Origin of the sequence: Treponema sp. SP13, assembly GCF_050938355.1 — a bacterium.
In the GTDB taxonomy this organism is placed as follows: Bacteria; Spirochaetota; Spirochaetia; order Treponematales; family Treponemataceae; genus Treponema_D; species Treponema_D socranskii.
Genome location: NZ_JADOVM010000006.1, coordinates 54,149 through 73,231 on the forward strand (window position 1 = coordinate 54,149; position 19,083 = coordinate 73,231).

16 protein-coding genes and 1 tRNA gene are annotated in these 19,083 nt (G+C 51.0%); 10 read left to right on the plus strand and 7 right to left on the minus strand.

From position 1 onward, the window contains the following. The first annotated feature begins 7 nt into the window (after window positions 1–7). From flgC to IZU26_RS11195, 7 genes are all read left to right on the plus strand, one after another. On the plus strand, window positions 8–469 hold the full coding sequence (gene flgC / locus IZU26_RS11165; RefSeq protein WP_021331366.1) for a flagellar basal body rod protein FlgC: 462 nt from the start codon (window positions 8–10) through the stop codon (window positions 467–469). Between the two features lie 58 nt (window positions 470–527). Then, window positions 528–887, plus strand: coding sequence for a flagellar hook-basal body complex protein FliE (gene fliE, locus IZU26_RS11170; protein ID WP_433279080.1), 360 nt, complete (start codon window positions 528–530; stop codon window positions 885–887). Window positions 888–1,038: 151 nt separating this feature from the next. Further along, a complete protein-coding gene (fliF, locus tag IZU26_RS11175) occupies window positions 1,039–2,751 on the plus strand; it encodes a flagellar basal-body MS-ring/collar protein FliF (protein WP_433279082.1) in 1,713 nt (570 codons plus the stop codon). Between the two features lie 4 nt (window positions 2,752–2,755). Then, complete coding sequence (gene fliG / locus IZU26_RS11180; RefSeq protein WP_021331386.1) at window positions 2,756–3,871, plus strand: flagellar motor switch protein FliG; 1,116 nt, start codon at window positions 2,756–2,758, stop codon at window positions 3,869–3,871. Between the two features lie 19 nt (window positions 3,872–3,890). After that, window positions 3,891–4,823 carry a flagellar assembly protein FliH gene (gene fliH / locus IZU26_RS11185; protein ID WP_021495416.1) on the plus strand — a complete coding sequence of 311 codons (933 nt, stop codon included), beginning with the start codon at window positions 3,891–3,893 and terminating at the stop codon, window positions 4,821–4,823. A gap of 27 nt (window positions 4,824–4,850) precedes the next feature. Next, complete coding sequence (locus IZU26_RS11190; RefSeq protein ID WP_021331370.1) at window positions 4,851–6,260, plus strand: FliI/YscN family ATPase; 1,410 nt, start codon at window positions 4,851–4,853, stop codon at window positions 6,258–6,260. After that, window positions 6,257–6,691, plus strand: a complete 435-nt coding sequence (locus IZU26_RS11195; protein ID WP_433279085.1) for a flagellar export protein FliJ — start codon at window positions 6,257–6,259, stop codon at window positions 6,689–6,691. Before IZU26_RS11190 ends, IZU26_RS11195 begins: the two co-directional genes overlap by 4 nt. Here IZU26_RS11195 and IZU26_RS11200 read toward each other — a convergent pair whose 3' ends face one another. Next, window positions 6,692–8,353, minus strand: a complete 1,662-nt coding sequence (locus IZU26_RS11200; RefSeq protein ID WP_038081782.1) for a nucleoside kinase — start codon at window positions 8,351–8,353, stop codon at window positions 6,692–6,694. A gap of 1 nt (window position 8,354) precedes the next feature. After that, a tRNA-Val gene (locus IZU26_RS11205) sits at window positions 8,355–8,426 on the minus strand. Between the two features lie 198 nt (window positions 8,427–8,624). Between IZU26_RS11205 and IZU26_RS11210 the strand changes: the two genes are divergently transcribed. Further along, window positions 8,625–9,881, plus strand: coding sequence for a CDP-glycerol glycerophosphotransferase family protein (locus tag IZU26_RS11210; RefSeq protein WP_433279087.1), 1,257 nt, complete (start codon window positions 8,625–8,627; stop codon window positions 9,879–9,881). Here the strand turns inward: IZU26_RS11210 and IZU26_RS11215 are convergent, their stop codons facing one another. From IZU26_RS11215 to IZU26_RS11235, 5 genes are all read right to left on the minus strand, one after another. Then, window positions 9,882–11,003: a phosphotransferase enzyme family protein gene (locus IZU26_RS11215; RefSeq protein ID WP_433279089.1), complete on the minus strand. Its 1,122-nt coding sequence runs from the start codon at window positions 11,001–11,003 to the stop codon at window positions 9,882–9,884. Then, the gene (locus IZU26_RS11220) at window positions 11,000–13,033 is read right to left on the minus strand and encodes a DUF5107 domain-containing protein (protein ID WP_433279091.1); all 2,034 of its coding nucleotides are present in this window, start codon (window positions 13,031–13,033) and stop codon (window positions 11,000–11,002) included. The genes IZU26_RS11215 and IZU26_RS11220 overlap by 4 nt, the downstream gene beginning before the upstream one ends. Before the next feature lie 20 nt (window positions 13,034–13,053). After that, complete coding sequence (locus tag IZU26_RS11225; RefSeq protein ID WP_021331357.1) at window positions 13,054–13,926, minus strand: carbohydrate ABC transporter permease; 873 nt, start codon at window positions 13,924–13,926, stop codon at window positions 13,054–13,056. A 14-nt stretch (window positions 13,927–13,940) separates the two neighbouring features. After that, window positions 13,941–14,855 carry a carbohydrate ABC transporter permease gene (locus IZU26_RS11230; protein WP_021331411.1) on the minus strand — a complete coding sequence of 305 codons (915 nt, stop codon included), beginning with the start codon at window positions 14,853–14,855 and terminating at the stop codon, window positions 13,941–13,943. Window positions 14,856–14,949: 94 nt separating this feature from the next. Continuing rightward, window positions 14,950–16,188, minus strand: a complete 1,239-nt coding sequence (locus tag IZU26_RS11235; protein WP_433279093.1) for an ABC transporter substrate-binding protein — start codon at window positions 16,186–16,188, stop codon at window positions 14,950–14,952. Window positions 16,189–16,355: 167 nt separating this feature from the next. Here IZU26_RS11235 and IZU26_RS11240 point away from each other — a divergent pair, with 167 nt between their 5' ends. After that, complete coding sequence (locus tag IZU26_RS11240) at window positions 16,356–17,279, plus strand: AraC family transcriptional regulator (RefSeq protein ID WP_310823351.1); 924 nt, start codon at window positions 16,356–16,358, stop codon at window positions 17,277–17,279. Window positions 17,280–17,365: 86 nt separating this feature from the next. Then, window positions 17,366–19,072 carry an FAD-binding protein gene (locus tag IZU26_RS11245; protein ID WP_433279095.1) on the plus strand — a complete coding sequence of 569 codons (1,707 nt, stop codon included), beginning with the start codon at window positions 17,366–17,368 and terminating at the stop codon, window positions 19,070–19,072. Window positions 19,073–19,083 lie beyond the last annotated feature (11 nt).

A 19,083-nucleotide genomic window follows, 5' to 3' on the forward strand; every position in this document is an offset into this window, starting at 1 on the left:
GTATTGTATGGGACTTTTTTCAAGTATAAACGTTGCCGCGACGGGGATGGCAGCCGAACGTCTTCGAAGCGATGTCATCGCAAACAATATCGCGAACGCTTCTACGACGAGGACGCAGGAAGGAGGCCCCTTTAAACGTTCTCGCGTCATACTCCAAGCGATCGGCGAAAAGTCGGTGCAGTGGCGTATGCCGTTTTGTCCCGAAGACTTGGACGAGGGTCCGGGAAAGGGCGTACGCGTTTTACAGATCGTAAAAGATACCGATACCGAAGGCCGCCTCGTCTACGATCCGACGCATCCCGACGCGATACAGTCGGGACCGAACAAGGGATACGTCGAATATCCGAACGTCAACATCGTCAACGAAATGGTCGACTTGATCGCAGCTTCGCGCGCTTATGAAGCCAATTCGACGGTCATCGAAGGCGCAAAAGATATGTTTGCTTCCGCACTGGAAATAGGACGGTAAAAGCGCTATAATGACGGCGGGTAAAAGCGCTCGGACGATTTGAGCGCAGGGGAAAATTATGAAAATACCGGAATTCGGCACATTGCAGATGAACCGCACGCTCTCCGCTCACACGGGCCGCGCAAATCTTTCGGATATAGCGGGCGCTCCGCTGAACGGCATTCCGTCCGCTGCAAAAAACGCGCTTGAAAAAAAGCGAATCGATTTCGAATCCTACCTCATCGACGCGGTAAAGTCGATGAATGCCGAGCAGCTCGACGTCGACGCGCTCGAACAAAAGATTCTCACCGAACCCGAATCGGTCGATCCGCAGGACGTGACGATCGCGATGGCGAAAGCGCGGATGTCGCTCGGCCTTGCGCAAAACGTGATCGATCGTATCGTTTCCGGTTGGAACGAAATCACAACGACGCGGTAAGGGTGCGCTTCATGTACCTGCGTGCACGGTATGAGGCGGCGATGAGCGTTTATAAAATTTTCTCTTTTCAAAAATATAATAATATGGTATAATTCCCTATACTTTAACGGTGCGATTTGCCGTTTTACGTATTCGTTCACGGGAGGGGTAGATGAACGAATGGCTCAAAAGGCTTACTGAATCTATACGAAATTTGTGGGCAAAAGGAACGGTCGTACAAAAGGTCGTGCTCTTTGCCCTTGTTGCGCTCGTCATCGTTGCAATCGTGCTCGCGGCATCTCTTTCGTCGCGTCCGACGACGGTGCGGCTTTTCAATTCGCCGGTTACCGACGAGACGGCGCGGACGAGAATCCTCGACAAATTGAGCGAACAAAACGTCGAAGCCTACGTGACCGACGACGGTTATATTTCCGTCGGAGACGAACGCACCGCGCGGCGCATGAGGGACGTACTTATCGGCGAGGGACTTGTCCCGTCGAATATCGATCCGTTCGCTTCGTTTTACAATCGAAGCTGGTCGACGACGGACGCCGAACAAAACGTGCGCCTTAAAAACGCGATCACGCAGACGGTCAAACAGCACCTCGAAGCGATCGACGACATAACGAAGGCCGACGTCAACATCGTTTTGCCGGACAACTCTCTGTTTATTTCCGAACAAAATCCGGTAACTGCAAGCATCATTTTGCGCGTAAAGCCTATGAGTTCTCTGCTGCAAGATCCCAGGCGCATACGCGGCATCCAAAGCCTCGTGCAGACGGCGGTCGAAGGATTGCGTCCCGAAAACATTACGATCACCGACGCCGACGGCAATGTCTTAAACGATTTCGCCGCGATGGATGCGATCGATACCGTCAATCTCGTTGCGCGCCAGCAGCGCGAAATTCAAAAGCTCGAAGCCTACTACCGTGCGCAGATTTTAAAATCGCTTCAGAGTACGTATACCGAAGACCGCATGCGCGATTTGAATATCAAAATCGATATGGATATGTCGAAGCGTACGAGCGATTCTACGATCTACACGCCGATTCAAATCCGCGCCGACAATCCGCGCACTCCTTACGACGATTCGGAGCTCCGCGATTCGCTCACGATTTCGCAGCAGACCGTTACGAAAGAGTGGCAGGGTACGGGCTTTAATCCCGAAGGACCTGCGGGCACCGAAGGTCAGACGCCGCCCGTGTATTCCGATATGTCGAACGTCATCGGGCGTTCTACCGAAACGGGCGTTACGCAAAACAACGTCGTCAATACTACTCAGGAGCACAAAGAGACGAGTCCGCAGATAGACCGCGTTTCGGTTGCGGCGAATGTCGACGGTACGTGGACGACGCAGCTCGATCCGAAAACCCATCAGCCGGTTATAGATCCGGAAACGGGCAGGATCCAGCGCGTGTATACGCCCGTTCCGACGGATACGCTCGTGCAGACGGCGAACTATATTCAAGGAGCTGTCGGCTACGATGTCAGCAAAAATTATATCGTAACGGTGACGAATATTCCGTACGACAGAACCGCGCAGTTTGCCGCAGAAGACGAAGCGTATTTTGCGGGCATCAGGCGGCGTCTTGCGATTATGATTTCTCTCGGCGCAGTTGCGCTCGTGCTCGTGCTGTTTATCGTCATCCGCCTCATTATGCGGGAAATCGAACGGCGGCGCCGTCTTCGCGAAGAAGAGCTTTTGCGCCAGCAGCAGGCTGCCCGCGAGCAGGCGCTGTGGGACGCGAAAGAGGAGGGTATGGGCGTTACGATGTCCGTCGAAGAGTCGCGAAGGGCGGAGCTTCAGGAAAACGCGATCGCGATGGCAAAAGAACATCCGGAAGACGTCGCGATGCTCATACGCACGTGGCTGATGGAGGAGTGACAGTATGGCAGAAGAAGCGAAGGGCGCAGGTGCAAAATCGAACAATCCGAAGCCGATTCCGAAGCCCGGCAGCTTAAAAACGCCGACGTCGGTGGGCGGCAAAAAAGGCATAAAAGATTACAAGAGTTTAACCGGCCGGCAAAAGGCCGCGATCTTCCTCGTATCGCTCGGCAGCGACGTTTCCGCCGAAATCATGAAGCATCTTCGCGAAGACGAAGTCGAAACGCTGACGTTTGAAATAGCGCGTTTGGAAACGATCGATGCGGAATTTAAAGACGCCGTTCTTGAAGAATTCCAAGAGTTGATGAACGCGCAGAATTTCATCACGACCGGCGGTATTGACTATGCGCGCGAACTCCTCGAAAAATCGCTCGGAAGCCAAAAAGCGATCGACATCATCAACCGCCTCACGAGTTCGCTCCAAGTGCGCCCCTTCGATTTTATACGGAGAACCGATCCCGCGCACTTGCTGAACTTTATTCAGCAGGAATACCCGCAGACGATCGCGCTCATCCTCGCGTATCTCGAACCGGGCAAAGCCGCCGTCATACTCCAAAATCTGCCGGAAGAAATGCAGCCGGAAGTTTCGAAGCGCCTTGCGACGATGGACAGAACTTCCCCCGATGTTTTGCGCGAAGTCGAACGCGTGCTCGAAAAAAAGCTTTCGACGCTTTCAAGCGAAGATTACACTGCAGCCGGCGGTGTCGACAGCATCGTAGAAATTTTGAACCTCGTCGACCGTTCTTCCGAAAAGGCGATCATCGAATCGCTTGAAGAAGAAGATCCCGATTTGGCCGAAGAGATCAAAAAGAAAATGTTCGTCTTCGAAGATATCGTTATGCTCGACGACCGCGCCATTCAAAAAGTGCTGCGCGAAGTCGATACGCAGGAACTCGCAAAAGCGCTCAAATCCGTCGATACGGAAGTACAGGATAAAATTTTCCGCAATATGTCCAAGCGCGCGGCGAGCATGTTAAAAGAGGATATGGAGTTCATGGGGCCGGTACGCCTTAAAGATGTCGAAGAATCGCAGCAAAAAATCGTTTCGACTATTCGCCGCCTTGAAGATTCCGGTGAAATCGTCATCGCGCGTTCCGGTGAAGACGAACTCGTAACTTGATTTAGCATAGAGGAAGCAGATGGCAAAAACCGTTTTCCGCCCGAATGAAGTCAAATCGCAAAAGGGCGAAGTCATGCTGAAGCTCGTCCACGACTTTAAGCCGGCCGAAGAAAAAAAAGTCGAAAAAGCGCCCGAATACGAAGGACCGACGGCAGATGATTTGCGGCGTGAAGCGGAAGAGTACAAAAAAAATTGGGAAGCGGAAAAAAAGCGGATGCTCGACGAAGCGCAGGCATCGGCGGATGAAATCGTCCGGAAGGCGGAACAGGCGGCCTTTGCCGAAGTAAAGCGTCAAACCGACGAAGCGAATATTATTAAAGCCGATGCACAAAAAAATGCGGAAGAGATCGTAAAAAAAGCGCAGGAATCGGCGCAGGAATTGATCCGCGATGCGACGGCGCAGCAGCAAAAAGTCGAATCGGACGCGCATAAAAAAGGCTTCGACGAAGGACACGAAAGCGGCTACCGCGACGGAGAAGCCGAAGCGAACCGTCTCATCGAGCGCATGCACGCGATGCTCGAAGCCGTTATGCACCGCCGCGAAGAGATTTTGCGCGATACCGAAACGCAGATCGTAGAACTCGTCATCTTGATGACGCGCAAAGTCGTCAAAATCATTTCCGAAAATCAAAAGAGCGTCATCATGAGCAATGTACTCGCTGCTCTGAAAAAGGTAAAAGGCAGATGCGAAGTGACGCTTCGCGTCAACCTCGAAGACGTCAAACTCACGACGGAGCACATAGACGATTTTATCAAGCGGGTCGAAAACATACGCGGCATTACGGTCGTCGAAGATTCGACGGTGGAAAAGGGCGGTTGCATCGTCGAAACCGACTTCGGTGCTATCGACGCGCGCATTTCGAGCCAGCTCAGCGAACTCGAAAATCGCGTCATGGAAATCTCACCGGTAAAGACGCTTGCAAAATCCGACGTGATCGAACCGTCTTCTTAGATTAATAAAATCGGCGCGGGTGGGGACATGCGTTCATCGTATACGGGAGAATTCGATTTTTCAAAATACCTCAAAACGGCTGAAACGATCGATCCGATTTTATACATCGGACACGTGACGGCGGTCAACGGTCTCGAAATCGAAAGCCGCGGTCCGCGTTCGGTCATCGGCGAAATGTGTACGATCCGCATGCCGGATTCAAATGAAACGCTTGCGGCCGAAGTCGTCGCCCTTGACGGTACGACGGTAAAGCTCACCGCATACGGAGACACGAAGGGGCTCGAAGTCGGCTGTGAAGTCGTCGCTTCGGGTTCCGTGCTGCGCGTTCCCGTCGGTTCATCCCTTTTGGGCCGTGTCATCGATGCGACGGGAAAACCCTGCGACGGGCTCGGCGAAATCGTGCCGGAAATGTATTATCCTGCAGTCGCTTCTCCTCCCGATCCTATGAAGCGTCTTCCCGTCGTGCGCCGGGTAGCGACGGGAGTTCGTGCGATCGATGCGATGCTCACCGTCGGTAAGGGGCAGCGGCTCGGAATATTTGCCGGAAGCGGCGTCGGAAAATCGACGCTCATCAGCATGATAGCGCGCAACACCGACGCCGACATCAACGTTATCGGTTTGATCGGAGAGCGCGGCCGCGAAGTGCTCGATTTTATAAACCGCGATTTGGGAAAAGAAGGCTTAGCTCGTTCGGTCGTCGTTATGGCGACAAGCGATCAGCCGTCGATCTGCCGCCTGCGCGCAGCCTATGTGACGACCGCCGTCGCCGAATATTTCCGCGACAAAGGCAAAGACGTCATGCTCATGTTCGATTCCGTTACGCGATTTGCGCAAGCTCAGCGCGAAATAGGACTTGCAAACGGCGAACCGCCTGCCCAGCGCGGTTATCCGCCGAGCGTATTCGATATGATCCCGAAGCTGCTTGAAAGAGCCGGTACAAACGACAAGGGATCGATTACGGCGTTTTACACCGTGCTCGTCGACGGAGACGATCTCAACGAGCCGATTACCGACAAAGTGCGCGGAACGCTCGACGGGCACATCATTTTAAACCGCCGCCTCGCGCAGGCCTATCATTACCCCGCGATCGACGTGCTGCAGTCGATAAGCCGCCTTTCCAAACGCGTTACCGGGCGCGAAACGCAAAAAGCCGTCGGCATACTGCGCACGCTTATGGCTTCTTATGCGAACAACGAAATGATGATTACGACGGGTATCTATCAAAAAGGAAATTCGGCTGAAATCGATGCCGCAATCGAAAAGCATACCGGTATTGAAGATTTTTTAATGCAGGAAGAATACGAAAAGTGCCCGCTTGACGAAACGCTCAAAAAACTTTCCGAGCTTTCAGGGGTTGCGATTCCGATTGAAGAATACGGAGAAGCTCCCGTCGTTCCTTCCCTCGGCGCAGCCCAAATTGCCGAAGAATCCGAATGAAAAAATTTGCGTTTCCTCTCGAAGACGTGATGAAATACCGCGAGTATCTGCAAAACGAAGCGGAACTCGCGCTCGGTAAAGCGATGGCGGTCGAACACGATATTGAAATGCGCATCGACGAAGTCGCTTCTCAATATGCTTCTCTCGCCGAAAAGATGCGCGGTTCGACCGATTTCAACGCCATAGCGCGGGCAAACGATTTTTATGCGTTCCTCGACCAGCAAAAAACTTATCTTTTGGAAAAGCTCGCCGAAGCGAAGCTCGTTTCGGAGCAAAGGCGCAAAGAAATGCAGGAAGCGATGCAAAAAACCGAAGGCCTCCGTAAGCTGCGCGATCGGCAGTTCAAAGCGTACAAAGATGCGGAGATGAACGAAGCGAACGATATCGCCGACGACGTGACAAACGCGCGCGCGGCGAGGGGAAGTGGTTAATTAATAATGGAAGGCGCTGCCGCCGATAAATTCGCGCATGATCGAACGCGCCGGAACGGCCGTCGGTGGAACGGGCGAAAAGTTGTATAAAAAACTCAAAAGGCGGCACGCTTCTCCGTATTCTTTTTGCGTCGGCTTGACGCAGCGCAAAAGCGGGTCGGCGTAGACTTTGAGGACTGCGAGTTCGTAGTCGAGAGCGGTGTTGAGCATCGCGTCGGCATTGATTTGAAACGGGAAGATGTGTTTTTGCTCTCCCGCTTGCACGCTCGGCCACATCGAAATCGTTTCGGCGGCGCTTTTGCCGCGGAACTGCGAGTCGCGCACGATTCTACGGATGAGGCGGTTGTCGCTCGTCGAAATGCGGTTGTGGTCGTCGAGGTTGAGTTGCGTGAGCGCGGACAGGTAGATTTTAAATTTGAGCTCGTGCGGAATACGAGAGGTCAGTTTATCGTTTAAGCCGTGGATGCCTTCGATTATTAAAATTTCGTTGTCGGCGAGCTTCATCGTATTTTTATCTTCGTAATAGCGTTCGCCGCGCTGAAAGTTGTACGACGGGATGCGTATTTCTTTTCCGGCAAAGAGGTCGAGCAGATTGTCGTTGAGCAAATCGATGTCGAGGGCTTCGAGGCATTCGTAATCGTAATCGCCGTTTTCGTCTTTCGGATTTTTGTCGCGTCCGACATAATAGCTGTCGAGACTGAGTACGTGCGGCAGGTAGCCGATAGCTTCGAGTTCGAGCGCGAGTTTTTTTGCAGATGTCGTTTTCCCGGAACTCGACGGGCCTGCAATGAGTACGGCGCGCACCCGCTCGCGCTTTGCGATTTGATCGGCGACGTCGGCGAACTGCCGTTGCTGAAAGGTTTCCGCGATATCGATAAAATCGTTTATCTTGCGTTCGTTGACGAGTTTATTTAAAGTTGCCGCCGATGTTACGCCGATGCGTTTTCCCCACTCTTTGTAGCGGCTGTAGATTTCGAAAAGCTGCGGCTGGTCGACGAATTCGGGCAGTTCGTCGGGGGCCGACGGCTGAGGAAAGCGCAGCAAAAAACCTTTGCCGTAGGGTAGGAGACCGAACGTTTTTAAAAAGCCCGTCGACGGAACAAGGGGACCGAAATAGAGATCGGAAAAATTGTCGAGGGAATTGATTTTGACGCGCGGCGGACAAAAATAGTTCAGCTGCAGCCGCGTTTCGACGCGCCCGAGCGCTTCAAAAAGCGAAACCGCATCCGTGTAGGAAAGGAACTGTACGGTTATCGGAAGATTTTTTGCGACGAGGAGGCGCATCTCTTTTTCAAGCGCTTCGATCTGTTCTTTGTTTATAGGCTTTCCCGTTTCGAGCGTATAGTAATAGCCGCTTCCGAGACTGTGGCCGCATAAAAGGCGTGACAGCGGAAAAAGCTTGTGCGCCGCGGCTGCCAGCAGGAGACACAGCGATCGGCGGTACACTTGCGCACCGTCTTTGCTCGAGTCGAGGACGGGTTCGAGATAGGAATTGATTTCGAGCGGTTTATCGAAGGGCTCGATTCCGTTGTTCACTTTTACGGCAAGAATGTGCTCCACGTTTTCGGAAAAGTGCGGAAGCAGCGTATTGAGCGGCGTACCGGAAGGCACACACAGTGTTTTGCCTGACGGAAAAGTGACGGAAAGCGTAGTGGCCTGCATATAGGCGGTATTGGATTTGAACCAATGGCTTCTACCGTGTGAAGGTAGCACTCTACCCCTGAGTTAACCGCCCGAACGATTATAAGTATCGAATATAATAATATATTTTAACAGGTTCGCAGCATACTGTCAAGGAAGCGATTTATTATTGTGATATGTTAAATTTATAACAGAGAAAAAATTTGTAAATGACGGATATTTTATTGATTGAAACGGCGATCCGTGATAAAATAATACTTATCCGCACAAAAAAGTTTTTATGGGAGTAATTATGCAGACGACTTTATTTTTATATATAGATCCGGGAACGGGCAGTATGCTCTTTTCGATCCTCATCGGAGCGGCTGCGACGCTTTTTTTTCTCGGCAAAGCGGCGCTTTTAAAACTGAAATTGTTTTTTTCGGGAAAACGCGGCAAGGGTGTGCAAACCGCCGATGCGTCGTATAAACAGTACGTCGTCTACTGCGAAGGAAAGCAATATTGGAACGTCTTTAAACCCGTCGCGGACGAATTCGAAAAACGGCGGCTTCCCCTCGTCTACTACACATCGGCCGAAGACGATCCTGTCTTTGAACAGCAGTATCAATTTGTTAAAGCGGAATATATCGGCGAAGGAAATGCCGCATTTGCACGCCTCAATCTCTTAAGCGCAGGCATTGTTTTGATGACGACGCCCGGTCTCAACGTGTATCAGCTCAAGCGCAGCAAAAACGTAGGTCACTATTCGCATGTGCTCCACATGCCGAACGACGCGACAACGTACCGTCTCTTCGGCCTCGACTACTTCGATTCCGTGCTGCTCACCGGCGATTATCAAAAAGCGGACATCCGTACGCTCGAAGCTCAGCGCGGCATCGCAAAAAAAGAGCTCGTCACCGTCGGCTGTACCTATCTCGACGTGCTTGCGCAAAAGATCAAAGCGATTCCCGAAGAAGAACATCACGTCTTTACGGTGCTCGTCTCTCCGTCGTGGGGAGATGTCGGCGTTTTGAAAAAATACGGCGAACGCCTCCTCGATCCGCTTGCCGCGACGGGATGGCGTATTATCGTGCGTCCGCACCCGCAGTCGAAAAAGTCTGAAGCCGATATGCTCGACCGTCTCGAAAAGCGCTACAAAGACAGCAAAAACGTCGAGTGGGATTACAATCGCGACAATATCTACGCGATGAAAAAGGCCGATATCATGATTTCCGATTTTTCAGGTATCATATTCGATTATGCATTTTTATGCGATAAACCGGTCATGTACGTCAACGCCGATATCGATCTGCGTCCCTACGACGCCTACGATCTGCAAAAAGAGTTGTGGCAGTTTGCAATGTTGAAAAAGATCGGCATCAAACTTGAAGAAGCGGATTTTCCGGCGATCAAAGACGTCATTCAGAACGCGAGCGACAGCCCTTCTCTCGCCGCAGCACGCAGAGAAGCGAAAGAGACCGCGTGGATGTACGAAGGCAAAGCCGGCGCGAATATCGCCGACTTTATGATCGAAACCGTAAACGCGCTTAAGCTTAAAGCCGCCGTATAATCAGTAGATGCAGGCTACGGAGCGCACAATCGCTTCGAGCGAATCCTTCCGCGTTTCGAATTCGCGGACGAGTTTTATCTGTGTGCGGGAGCGGTCGAGGTTGTGAGATTCGCGGTCTGTCTTAAAATAGCGGTCGCCTTCGATATAGTCGGCGAGAAAGCGCATGCCGCATTCGAGCGTCATAATCTTTGCTCCTACAGGAAGCAGGCGAAGCTCGTCTTCGGTGAGCGTACCGCGCGAGCCTGCGATATATCCCTCCGCACCGGCGCGAAAGAGGCCTTCGTCAAGGCACACCTTCGACAGATCCCTTTCGTCTTCGGCACCCGTGCTCGCGCCGAAACGTATCGCATCTCCGAAATCGAAACCGGCAAAACCCGGCATCACCGTATCCAAATCGATAACGCATAAACCTTTACGCGTCTCCTTGTCGAGGAGCACGTTATTGAGCTTCGCATCGTTGTGCGTCACGCGGAGGGGAAGGACGCCTGCGCTGTATGCGTCGGCGTATACGCGCATATCGCGTTCGTGCGAAATATAAAAATCGATTTCGTCCCGAACGGATGCCGCTCTACCGCACGCGTCGCGCTTTACCGTATCGATAAAATCGCGGTAGCGTTTCGGCGTGTCGTGAAAAGCGGGAATCGTTTCATGCAGAGAAGATGCCGGAAAATCGGAGAGAAGATATTGAAATGTGCCGAACGCATAAGAGGCGTTGTAAAAATCGGCTTCGCTTTGCGCGGCGTCTATACTCAGCGCGTCTTCGATAAAACGATACGCCCTCCAGCACGCGCCTTTTTTGCTTCGGGTATAGAGAGCCCCCTCTTTATTTTTAATAAAGGTCATCGCTTCACGCGACGCGTCTCCTCCGTTTTTAATAATTTTTTCTGCAAGGAACGAAGTAACGCGCCAGATATTGTCCATGAGCGCGTCAACGTCTTTGAATACGTCGGTATTGATACGCTGCACGATATAACGATTTTCTTTTCCGCCGTTGTCATAGGTTGCAAAAAAAGTGTCGTTGATGTGGCCGCTTCCGAAGCGGACACACGAGCGGCAGATTCCGGAAAACGGATAGGATGAGAGGATATCGCGTATTTCCGTATTCGCTTTTTCGCCGGTCATAACGGCTCCTTTCGATCGTTCGATCCGCCGGAAGACTTCATGCTGAAATCGAGGCAAAAGGGCGGTGGCGAAGCGTGCATCCTGCTCCAAATATCGGCGAGAGGGGATTCGCTTTCGCGGATATTCGCAAAGTTACGGGAAAGCGTTTTGTACGCTTCATCTTTTTTTCCGAGCGATGCGCATGCCCTGCCGTATGCGATGACAAGAGAGTCGCTGTTTTTCCACGCATCGGGAAGCGAGCTATAGAGTTCGATCGCTCTTTCATAGCGTTCCGTTTGTACGAGGAGGGCTGCGTATTCTTCGGCGACGGAGACGTCCGCGTAAAATCCTGCAGCCTGCACCGCGCGCTCATAATGCGAAAGCGCTCCGGTAATATCGTTTTTGAAAAGCGCAAGCTGCGCGAGATTTCTCTGCGTCCACGCGGTGCTGCACGCTTTTTCGGCATTGAACCAACACGATGCGGCACCTTTTTCATCGCCGTTTTCCATTTTCATAAGGCCCAAGTGATAGAATGCATTCCACGGGGGCATCTCTTTCGAAGCGGCTATGTATGCTTCGAGCAGTTCCTGCCATTTTCTCCCTGTCATAAATTGACCCGGACCGTCTTCGGGGGCGCGATACGGAAAGCTTCCTTCCGTAAGCAAAAGCCGCCATGGGTTTTGCTCGTCCGAAAAACAAAACGCCGCAGACGGCGGTATATCGCTTTCGCCCTGCATCATCCGCCGCTCTTTTTCGAGCGCGCCCCATTCTCCCGCATCGGAAAGCGTTTTTGAAATCGGAAGATCGGCTTCAGCCGCATAGGATGCGTCGAGCAAATCGAGCTTTGACGTATCGATCGAATCGCGTACGCTGCGCTCGACGGCGCTCGCGGCGAGGTTCCAATCGTTCGATGCGGCATCGCTTGCCGATACGCAAAGAAGTCCGAAAGCCTGCGTCCACTCCCACCTGTCGCGCGGGGGCATACTGACGCCGTGGAGCTGCGTCTGCGAAAGCCCCGCCTGTATTTCAAAGTAGCGGCAGTCGGCAGTTTCCTCTTCTCCTTCGCGTGCGCCAAGCGACGTTTCGGCTTCCCCTGCGAGAAAGCTCCCCCAATGCCTGCCGCCGCGGCAGTTTCCCCAGCAAAACATTTTACGGTATGAAAGCTCTCCGGTCGAAACGTCGAACAAACCTGAGCCGTCTTTTTCGAGGGCTGTTTCCCACGGATGGGATTCGTCGGTACAGTTAAAAAAGTATTCGCTCGAAAAAGGTATGCGCGCAGGATAGGACAGGTCGATGTCGGGAGCTATGGGAAAAAACGGCATACTGCCGTAACCGAAAGTCGGTCTGCCGTTTTGATCATCCGGCGTTTTATACAGGGCATGACGGGAAGAAGCGAACACGCGGGACGAGTCCGTCTGCGGCACTGCGATATTCGTCCAATAATAAACGGAAAGCGGCTCGTCGTTTATGTTGAAGATAACCGGATGCGCGTACAAAAAATGCGAGGATGAGGGAAGATGAAAATCGATTTGCCAAAAGAAATCTTTGCACCGCTCATACGAATACATGCGCAGAAATTCTTCACCGTCCGATGCGCGCACCGACGCAAAGCCGACGGTCGAACAGGTTGTAAACGCGTGCCCGTACTGTCCCACATTCCATTCGATGCCGCCTGAAAACCACGCATTGCGTATGGCGAGATTTGCCGGCTGGAGCACTTCGTTTTTGTACAAAAGCTCGCGCCCCTCCGTTTTGTCGACGAGCGACCAAAGCCGTCCTCCCCAATCGGGAAGAAATTCCGCTTTGATAAAATCGTTTTCCATGACGATCGTGCGGATATCGCATTCCTTTCTGTTACGGTCGTATCTGTCCTGCACCGTATACGGTAAAATCCGATAACCGCATGAAAAACCCGCTCCGCTCAAACAAAAGGGCGGCGTTCCTTTGCAAAACTCGACGCGCATATCGTGTTCGCGAGAGCGGAAATGCGGCAGCGGGTTTTCCCCCTGTAAAAGCGCGGCAGAGATTTTTTCGGTCGAAGCGTATATCATAGCGATAAGCCCCTTACCGATCAGCCTTTAATCGCGCCGCTCGTAACTCCGGCGATAACCCGTTCGGAGAGGAACAGGTACAAAATAAACGTCGGCAAAAATACGATGACGACGCTTGCAAACATACCGCCCCAGTCTCCCGTATAGCGCATCGACTGAATCATACTGTACAAACCGACGGCGACGGGACGTACGGCGGTTCTGTTTGCGAATATGAGCGACATAAAATATTCGTTCCATACGGTGATAAAATTGAAGATGCTCACCGTAACGATGCCCGGCTGGGCAAGCGGAAAGATGATGATCCAAAACGCCGCTATCGGATTGCAGCCGTCTATAGCCGCAGCCTCTTCGTACGAGGGGCTCAAATTTCTGAAAAAGGCGGAAAGATAAAACACACCGAACGGAATATTCATCGCCGTATACAAAAAAATGATAAGGATTCGGTTATTGGTCAAATGCAGCTGCGACACGAGGCCGAACAGCGGCATGATAACCATTATGAGCGGTATGCCGAGCCCCGTAGCGAACATATTCTGCAGCAGTGCGTTTCCTTTGAATTTAAAACGGGAAAGCACATAGGCTGCGGGTGCGGAAATGACGACGATCGCCGTACAGGATGCGAGCGTATACAAAAGCGAGTTCATAAAAAAAACCGAAACCCTTTGCGTGCTCCACGCTTTTACGTAATTGTCGAAATGAAAACCGCTTACGAATTTGAACATGTGATCGGAGAAAATCTCCTGCGACGTCGAAAACGATGCAAAAACTACCCAGCTGATAAGGATAAACGTAAACAAAACCCAAAGCCCTACCAGCGTATACCCTGCAGCAACGGAATACCGTTTTCCGACATTCGATTTACCCGTATGCAATGTATTAACTTCGGACATCGTATCGCCTCCCCTTATACTTCCGTGTCGTCGTTTTTAACGATGCGGCTTGTCAACAAAAACACGACGATAACGATGAGCATCATGATAATGCCGATTGCGGCTCCCGCTCCCGTATCGCGTGCCGTATTCGCCGAAGATGAAGAGCCGAACACGAGTTCGTACATATAATTCATCGGAGCGACGGTATCGTTCGAAAGATTTACCGGACTGAACAGCTGTCCCCACACGAAAAAGCCGACGGTATACACCGTCCACATGACGAGGTTCGTGCGCGCGACTCCGCGCAAAAACGGAACGGTTATATGGAGAAAACGCTGCCAGCCGTTGCATCCGTCGAGCAGCGCCGCTTCGTAATAATCGCGCGGAATCTGCTCGATACCGCTCATAAAGATGAGCATGTGATAGCCGACCATACCGAAACAGTATGCGACGAGCATACTCCAAAACAAGTTTCCCGGTCCCGTCCACAATATCTTTTCCGCTCCATCCAAAATGCCGATTTTATGCAGCACCGTGTACAGCAAACCGTAATCCGGATTGTAGATGTAATTGATCCACATCGTTCCCATCGCGACTGCGCTCACGACATTCGGAAGATATATGGCGCTTCTGAAAAACGATTTTGCGCGTATGCCGCTCGACAGGATAAAAGCGAAGAGCAAACTCATGAACATCGTACCGAGCCCGCCGATACACCAAATGCGCGCGATATTGTACATCGACTGCAAAAAAATAGGGGTCGAAAACAGCTTTTTATAATTACCGAAACCGAAAAATTTCCATGTTGAAACGGGATCGGAAATACTTTCGATACGGAAAAAACTCATGACGAAGGTTCTGATTGTCGGATATAAAAAGAAAAGCACATAGCATATAAGCGCCGGAGTTAAAAATACGGCGATCATCGTTTTATTTTTTTTGAGCATCGCAAATTATCCTGGCTAAAAAGACTTTGAGGTCGGCGTCGATTATCCCTTTCAGAATCGCCGACGCCTTCCCGCATGCTGGAAATATCCGATATTATTTTGTCATCGCATCCGCAAACGACTGCGCCGTATGCGTGCCGACGATGAGCTTTGCAAAATTTTCTTTTATCTTTGCGTTTACGTCGGAATTGTCTTCCATACCGCACGCATACGGAAGCCGCTTCGTTGTCGAATCGACGATAAGTTTTGCATCGGCAAGCTGCATCGGCCACTCCGAATCGTTTGCGACGGGAATACCGATGCTTTCGGATGCAAGAGTTTCATCCCATTTGCCGGTCGTCATATAGACGATAAAGCGAAACGCTTCTTCGGCGTGCTTTGAATCTTTATTGATGCCGAAACTCTGCGAACCGAAGTGATTGGCTTCGATACCGTCGCCCGCTGACGCGATGGCCGGCCACGCAAATTCTCCCCAGTTCATATCGGGTGCATTCCCTTTGATTTCATTCGGAAGCCACGTTCCGTTGAGATACATCGCAGCCTTTCCCGTCGCAATATCTTCAACCTGTCCCGCAGGAAAAATATTCGATGCGGCTTTTGGGATGATATAGCCCTTTTTCGCCATGTTTTCCCAAATCTTTCCGAACTCAAGCACTTGCGGTCCGGTGAAATCGTTGTTTTTTACCATTGCAAGCGCGGCGTCTTTACCGACGAGGCGATCCATGCAGTAGCCGAACAGAGCTGCCATATATGCGTCGTCGACGGTGATACCGTATACTCCGACCGCTTTCAGCTTTGCGCACGCGTCGAGCATTTCATCCCATGTCGCGGGAGGAGACAAGATGCCGGCTTTTGCAAAGAGGTCTTTATTGTACATAGTGACAAAGGTCGAAGGCTGGTACGGAATATTTTTTACCGTTCCGTCGCCTAATTCACGAGCAACGGAAAGCAGCAGAGTATTTACGACGTCTTTGTACGCTTTACCGTCCGTCGTCGGATAGCTTTTATCGATAAACGAATCGAGCGGTAAAAGGTATTTTCCCCATGTCTTGGCGACCCGTTCGATATCCTCGTCGAAGATATCGATCGTTTCCCCTGCATCGAGCGCCGGCTGAAGCGTTTTCCTGATTTCTCTGCCGTTGAAATTGACTTCGATTTTGATACCCGTTTCTTTTTCGAATTCCCGAACCGCTTCAGCAATGACTTTACCCTGCGGCTCCGCTTCGTTCCACATGCTCCAATATACAAGCTTTTCGTTTTTTTTGCCGCCGCAGCTTATAAAAAGCGCTGCGCACATAAAAACCGCACATACCGCTGTAACCGATTTTTTCATATATCCCCCTAGTTGAAAATGCTGAAAACCTCAAAATGCAGTATAACGGAAAATATAATTTTCGATAATACCGTAGTTGTAAAAGTGTATCATGTGAATTTTCGGTTGTATTTGCACAATACGGTGTAAAATTTGTTATTTTAGAAAAATCGATGTATAATCGAACTATGGATATCGACAACACTGCATACTATACGCCGTTTTATCCTCAAAAATTGATTTCCGTCGATGCGATCGTAACGGTCCATTATTTTGAATACCGAAATACGTTTTCGTTTGCGGGAGAGCGACACGATTTTTGGGAACTCGTCTGCGTCGACAAAGGAGAAATCGAAATATACAACGGAAAAGCATGGTCGATTCTTCGCCGCGGACAGATCAAATTTCACAAGCCGAACGAATTCCACGCGCTGAAAGCGAACGGCATCGACTCCCCGAACGTCATCGTCATTTCGTTTATCTGCGCGTCTTGTGCGATCGATTTTTTTAGAGATAAAACGCTTTCGTATACGCAAAAGGAACAGTCGCTGCTCGCCGAAATCATCGCTCACGCGCGGAGCCTATTTGCCACTCCGCTCGATGATCCCTATGTTCCGAAAATGGAAGCGCGGACTGCGGCTTTTCCGTGGGAAGCGCAGCTTATCGTAAGCAACCTCGAACTGCTTTTGCTGTCGCTCTATCGAACGCACATCGAACGGGAGCCTGCCAAACAGACGCATGTGAGCTCTTACGCGCGCTTATCGTACGAAGACGAAATCGTCAAAGCGACGCTCGATTATTTTATGAAAAATATGTTTCGGATGCTCCGTTCCGACGAAGTCTGCGATACCGTACACGTCAGCTACGATTTGCTCAAAAGCATTTTTTCCAAAAGGTTCGGCTGCGGCCCGATGAAATACTTTACGCGTATGCGCATCGATGAGATAAAGACGCTCATACGCAATTCGGTTATGAACGTTTCGGAACTCGCATCTCATTTCGGTTATTCGTCGATCCATTATTTTTCACGCCAGTTTAAAAACGAAACGGGCATGTCGCCGACGGAGTATGCGACATCGATTAAAGCGAAAACCGAAAAAGAATTCGGTTGAACGTACCGTTAGAAAATTCTTGACATATCGGAAATATGTGCTACTGTTAAATGCGGTATATATGTATGATATCAAGGAGGAAGAAGATGAAAAAGAATGCGGTTGTGCCGATTGCATTGGCGGCGTTGATACTGCTCGGTGCAAGCGGCGGCAAAAAGGACGGATCGGTAACGTATATCGAAACCGTGCACGGGTATAACGGCGATATGGTCGTCGAAGTCGATATTACGGGGAAAAAAACAATTGACGCGATCCGTATCGTTTCCGACCACGAGTCGTCGCCCGTCAAAAAGCGTGCGTTTCCGATAATCATATCCCGTATCCTAAAAGCGCAAACGCCGCAGGTAGACAGCGTCAGCGCGGCGAGTTTCAGTTCGTATTCGATTAAATCGGCAGTCGCCGCTGCGCTGAAAAAAGCCGGCACCGATGTGGGCCCCGTCGCTTTTAAAAGCGGCGATACGGGAAAACGCAAAGACCTTCCGGCCGTGCATAAAAAAATACTCATCGTCGGATCCGGCCCCGCAGGCGAAGCTGCGGCGATTTCCGCTGTGGAAAGCGGCGTCGCAGCAAAGGATATTTTAATAATCGAAAAAGAGGGAATCACCGGCGGTAACGGCAAATTCGATATGGTGCTTTTTTATCATGCGGCGAGCCTTGCACAGAAAAAAATCGGGCGGGAAGACAGCGCTGCAAAGCTTCTCGAAACCCGCAAAAAGACGGCGTGGGATTCGGAAGCGCGACTCGCGGCCGAAACGAATATGACGGTGAAAATGGACGACTGGTACCGCAAGATGGGCATCGATTTGAATTACGTGTTTGAGTATCGCGACCACATGGCAGAATCGAATGCGTATGCGGGCGAAGAAATACTCGACGGTCTTGAAAAACGCATCGCCTCTCTCGGCATCGAAACGCGGACGGAGACGGCGGCATACGATTTTATCATGAAAGGAAATCGCCTTGCAGGCATGAAAGTAAAACATAAAAACGAATACTACGATATCACGGCCGATGCGGTTATCATTGCGACGGGCGGTTTTTGCCAAAATCCCGCATTGCTCGAAAAATATACTCCGGCGGGTACGGCAAAGCTTCGTTCATCCAATCAGATCGGCGCAACCGGCGATATGGTTCCGCTTTTTGAAAAACACGGTTTTCAGCTCGGTCACATGGATAAAACCGTTGTGTTCGGCTTTATGATCAGTCGCGGTCGCGAACTTACCGGTGAGCGCGTTGCGCCGCAAAAATACGATTATATTTTGGTAAATAAAAACGGTGAGCGTTTTACAAACGAACTCGTTGCCTACGGTCTTGCGCGAGGACTGGATATTTTCAAACAAGAGGGTAAAAATTGCTGGATGATTTTCGATCAGGGGATGGTCGATTTTTCGTTCCGTATCGGCGATCATATTAAAAAAGGACTTGGCGTCAAAGCCGATACGATGGAAGCGCTGGCTGAAAAAATCGGCGTAAACAAAGGTAATTTTGTTAAAACGGTGAACGACTACAATAGAGCCGCCGCCGGCGAAATTGAAGACGCGCTGCGCAAAAAACAACCCTCGCGTCCGTTTAATGCTGCAGGTCCGTACTATGCGCTGAATATCGAATCCGCCATTCACATGACAAAGGGCGGCGTCGTGTGCAATGAAAACGCGCAGTGCCTCGATGCCGGCGGCGCGGTTATTCCCGGTGCTTATGCTGCCGGCGAAGTTACCGATACGAGCGCAAATTTTTCCGCAGCCCTCATTTTCGGAAGAATCGCCGGAGCTCAGGCGGCAAAAGATATTTTGTAGGCGGCATATCG

What these genes read in the sequence shown, in the direction of transcription:
- flgC (WP_021331366.1), top strand. Translation starts at nt 8, where the DNA reads ATGGGACTTTTTTCAAGTATAAACGTTGCCGCGACGGGGATGGCAGCC.
- fliE (WP_433279080.1), top strand. Translation starts at nt 528, where the DNA reads ATGAAAATACCGGAATTCGGCACATTGCAGATGAACCGCACGCTCTCC.
- fliF (WP_433279082.1), top strand. Translation starts at nt 1,039, where the DNA reads ATGAACGAATGGCTCAAAAGGCTTACTGAATCTATACGAAATTTGTGG.
- fliG (WP_021331386.1), top strand. Translation starts at nt 2,756, where the DNA reads ATGGCAGAAGAAGCGAAGGGCGCAGGTGCAAAATCGAACAATCCGAAG.
- fliH (WP_021495416.1), top strand. Translation starts at nt 3,891, where the DNA reads ATGGCAAAAACCGTTTTCCGCCCGAATGAAGTCAAATCGCAAAAGGGC.
- IZU26_RS11190 (WP_021331370.1), top strand. Translation starts at nt 4,851, where the DNA reads ATGCGTTCATCGTATACGGGAGAATTCGATTTTTCAAAATACCTCAAA.
- IZU26_RS11195 (WP_433279085.1), top strand. Translation starts at nt 6,257, where the DNA reads ATGAAAAAATTTGCGTTTCCTCTCGAAGACGTGATGAAATACCGCGAG.
- IZU26_RS11200 (WP_038081782.1), bottom strand. Translation starts at nt 8,353, where the DNA reads ATGCAGGCCACTACGCTTTCCGTCACTTTTCCGTCAGGCAAAACACTG.
- IZU26_RS11210 (WP_433279087.1), top strand. Translation starts at nt 8,625, where the DNA reads ATGCAGACGACTTTATTTTTATATATAGATCCGGGAACGGGCAGTATG.
- IZU26_RS11215 (WP_433279089.1), bottom strand. Translation starts at nt 11,003, where the DNA reads ATGACCGGCGAAAAAGCGAATACGGAAATACGCGATATCCTCTCATCC.
- IZU26_RS11220 (WP_433279091.1), bottom strand. Translation starts at nt 13,033, where the DNA reads ATGATATACGCTTCGACCGAAAAAATCTCTGCCGCGCTTTTACAGGGG.
- IZU26_RS11225 (WP_021331357.1), bottom strand. Translation starts at nt 13,926, where the DNA reads ATGTCCGAAGTTAATACATTGCATACGGGTAAATCGAATGTCGGAAAA.
- IZU26_RS11230 (WP_021331411.1), bottom strand. Translation starts at nt 14,855, where the DNA reads ATGCTCAAAAAAAATAAAACGATGATCGCCGTATTTTTAACTCCGGCG.
- IZU26_RS11235 (WP_433279093.1), bottom strand. Translation starts at nt 16,188, where the DNA reads ATGAAAAAATCGGTTACAGCGGTATGTGCGGTTTTTATGTGCGCAGCG.
- IZU26_RS11240 (WP_310823351.1), top strand. Translation starts at nt 16,356, where the DNA reads ATGGATATCGACAACACTGCATACTATACGCCGTTTTATCCTCAAAAA.
- IZU26_RS11245 (WP_433279095.1), top strand. Translation starts at nt 17,366, where the DNA reads ATGAAAAAGAATGCGGTTGTGCCGATTGCATTGGCGGCGTTGATACTG.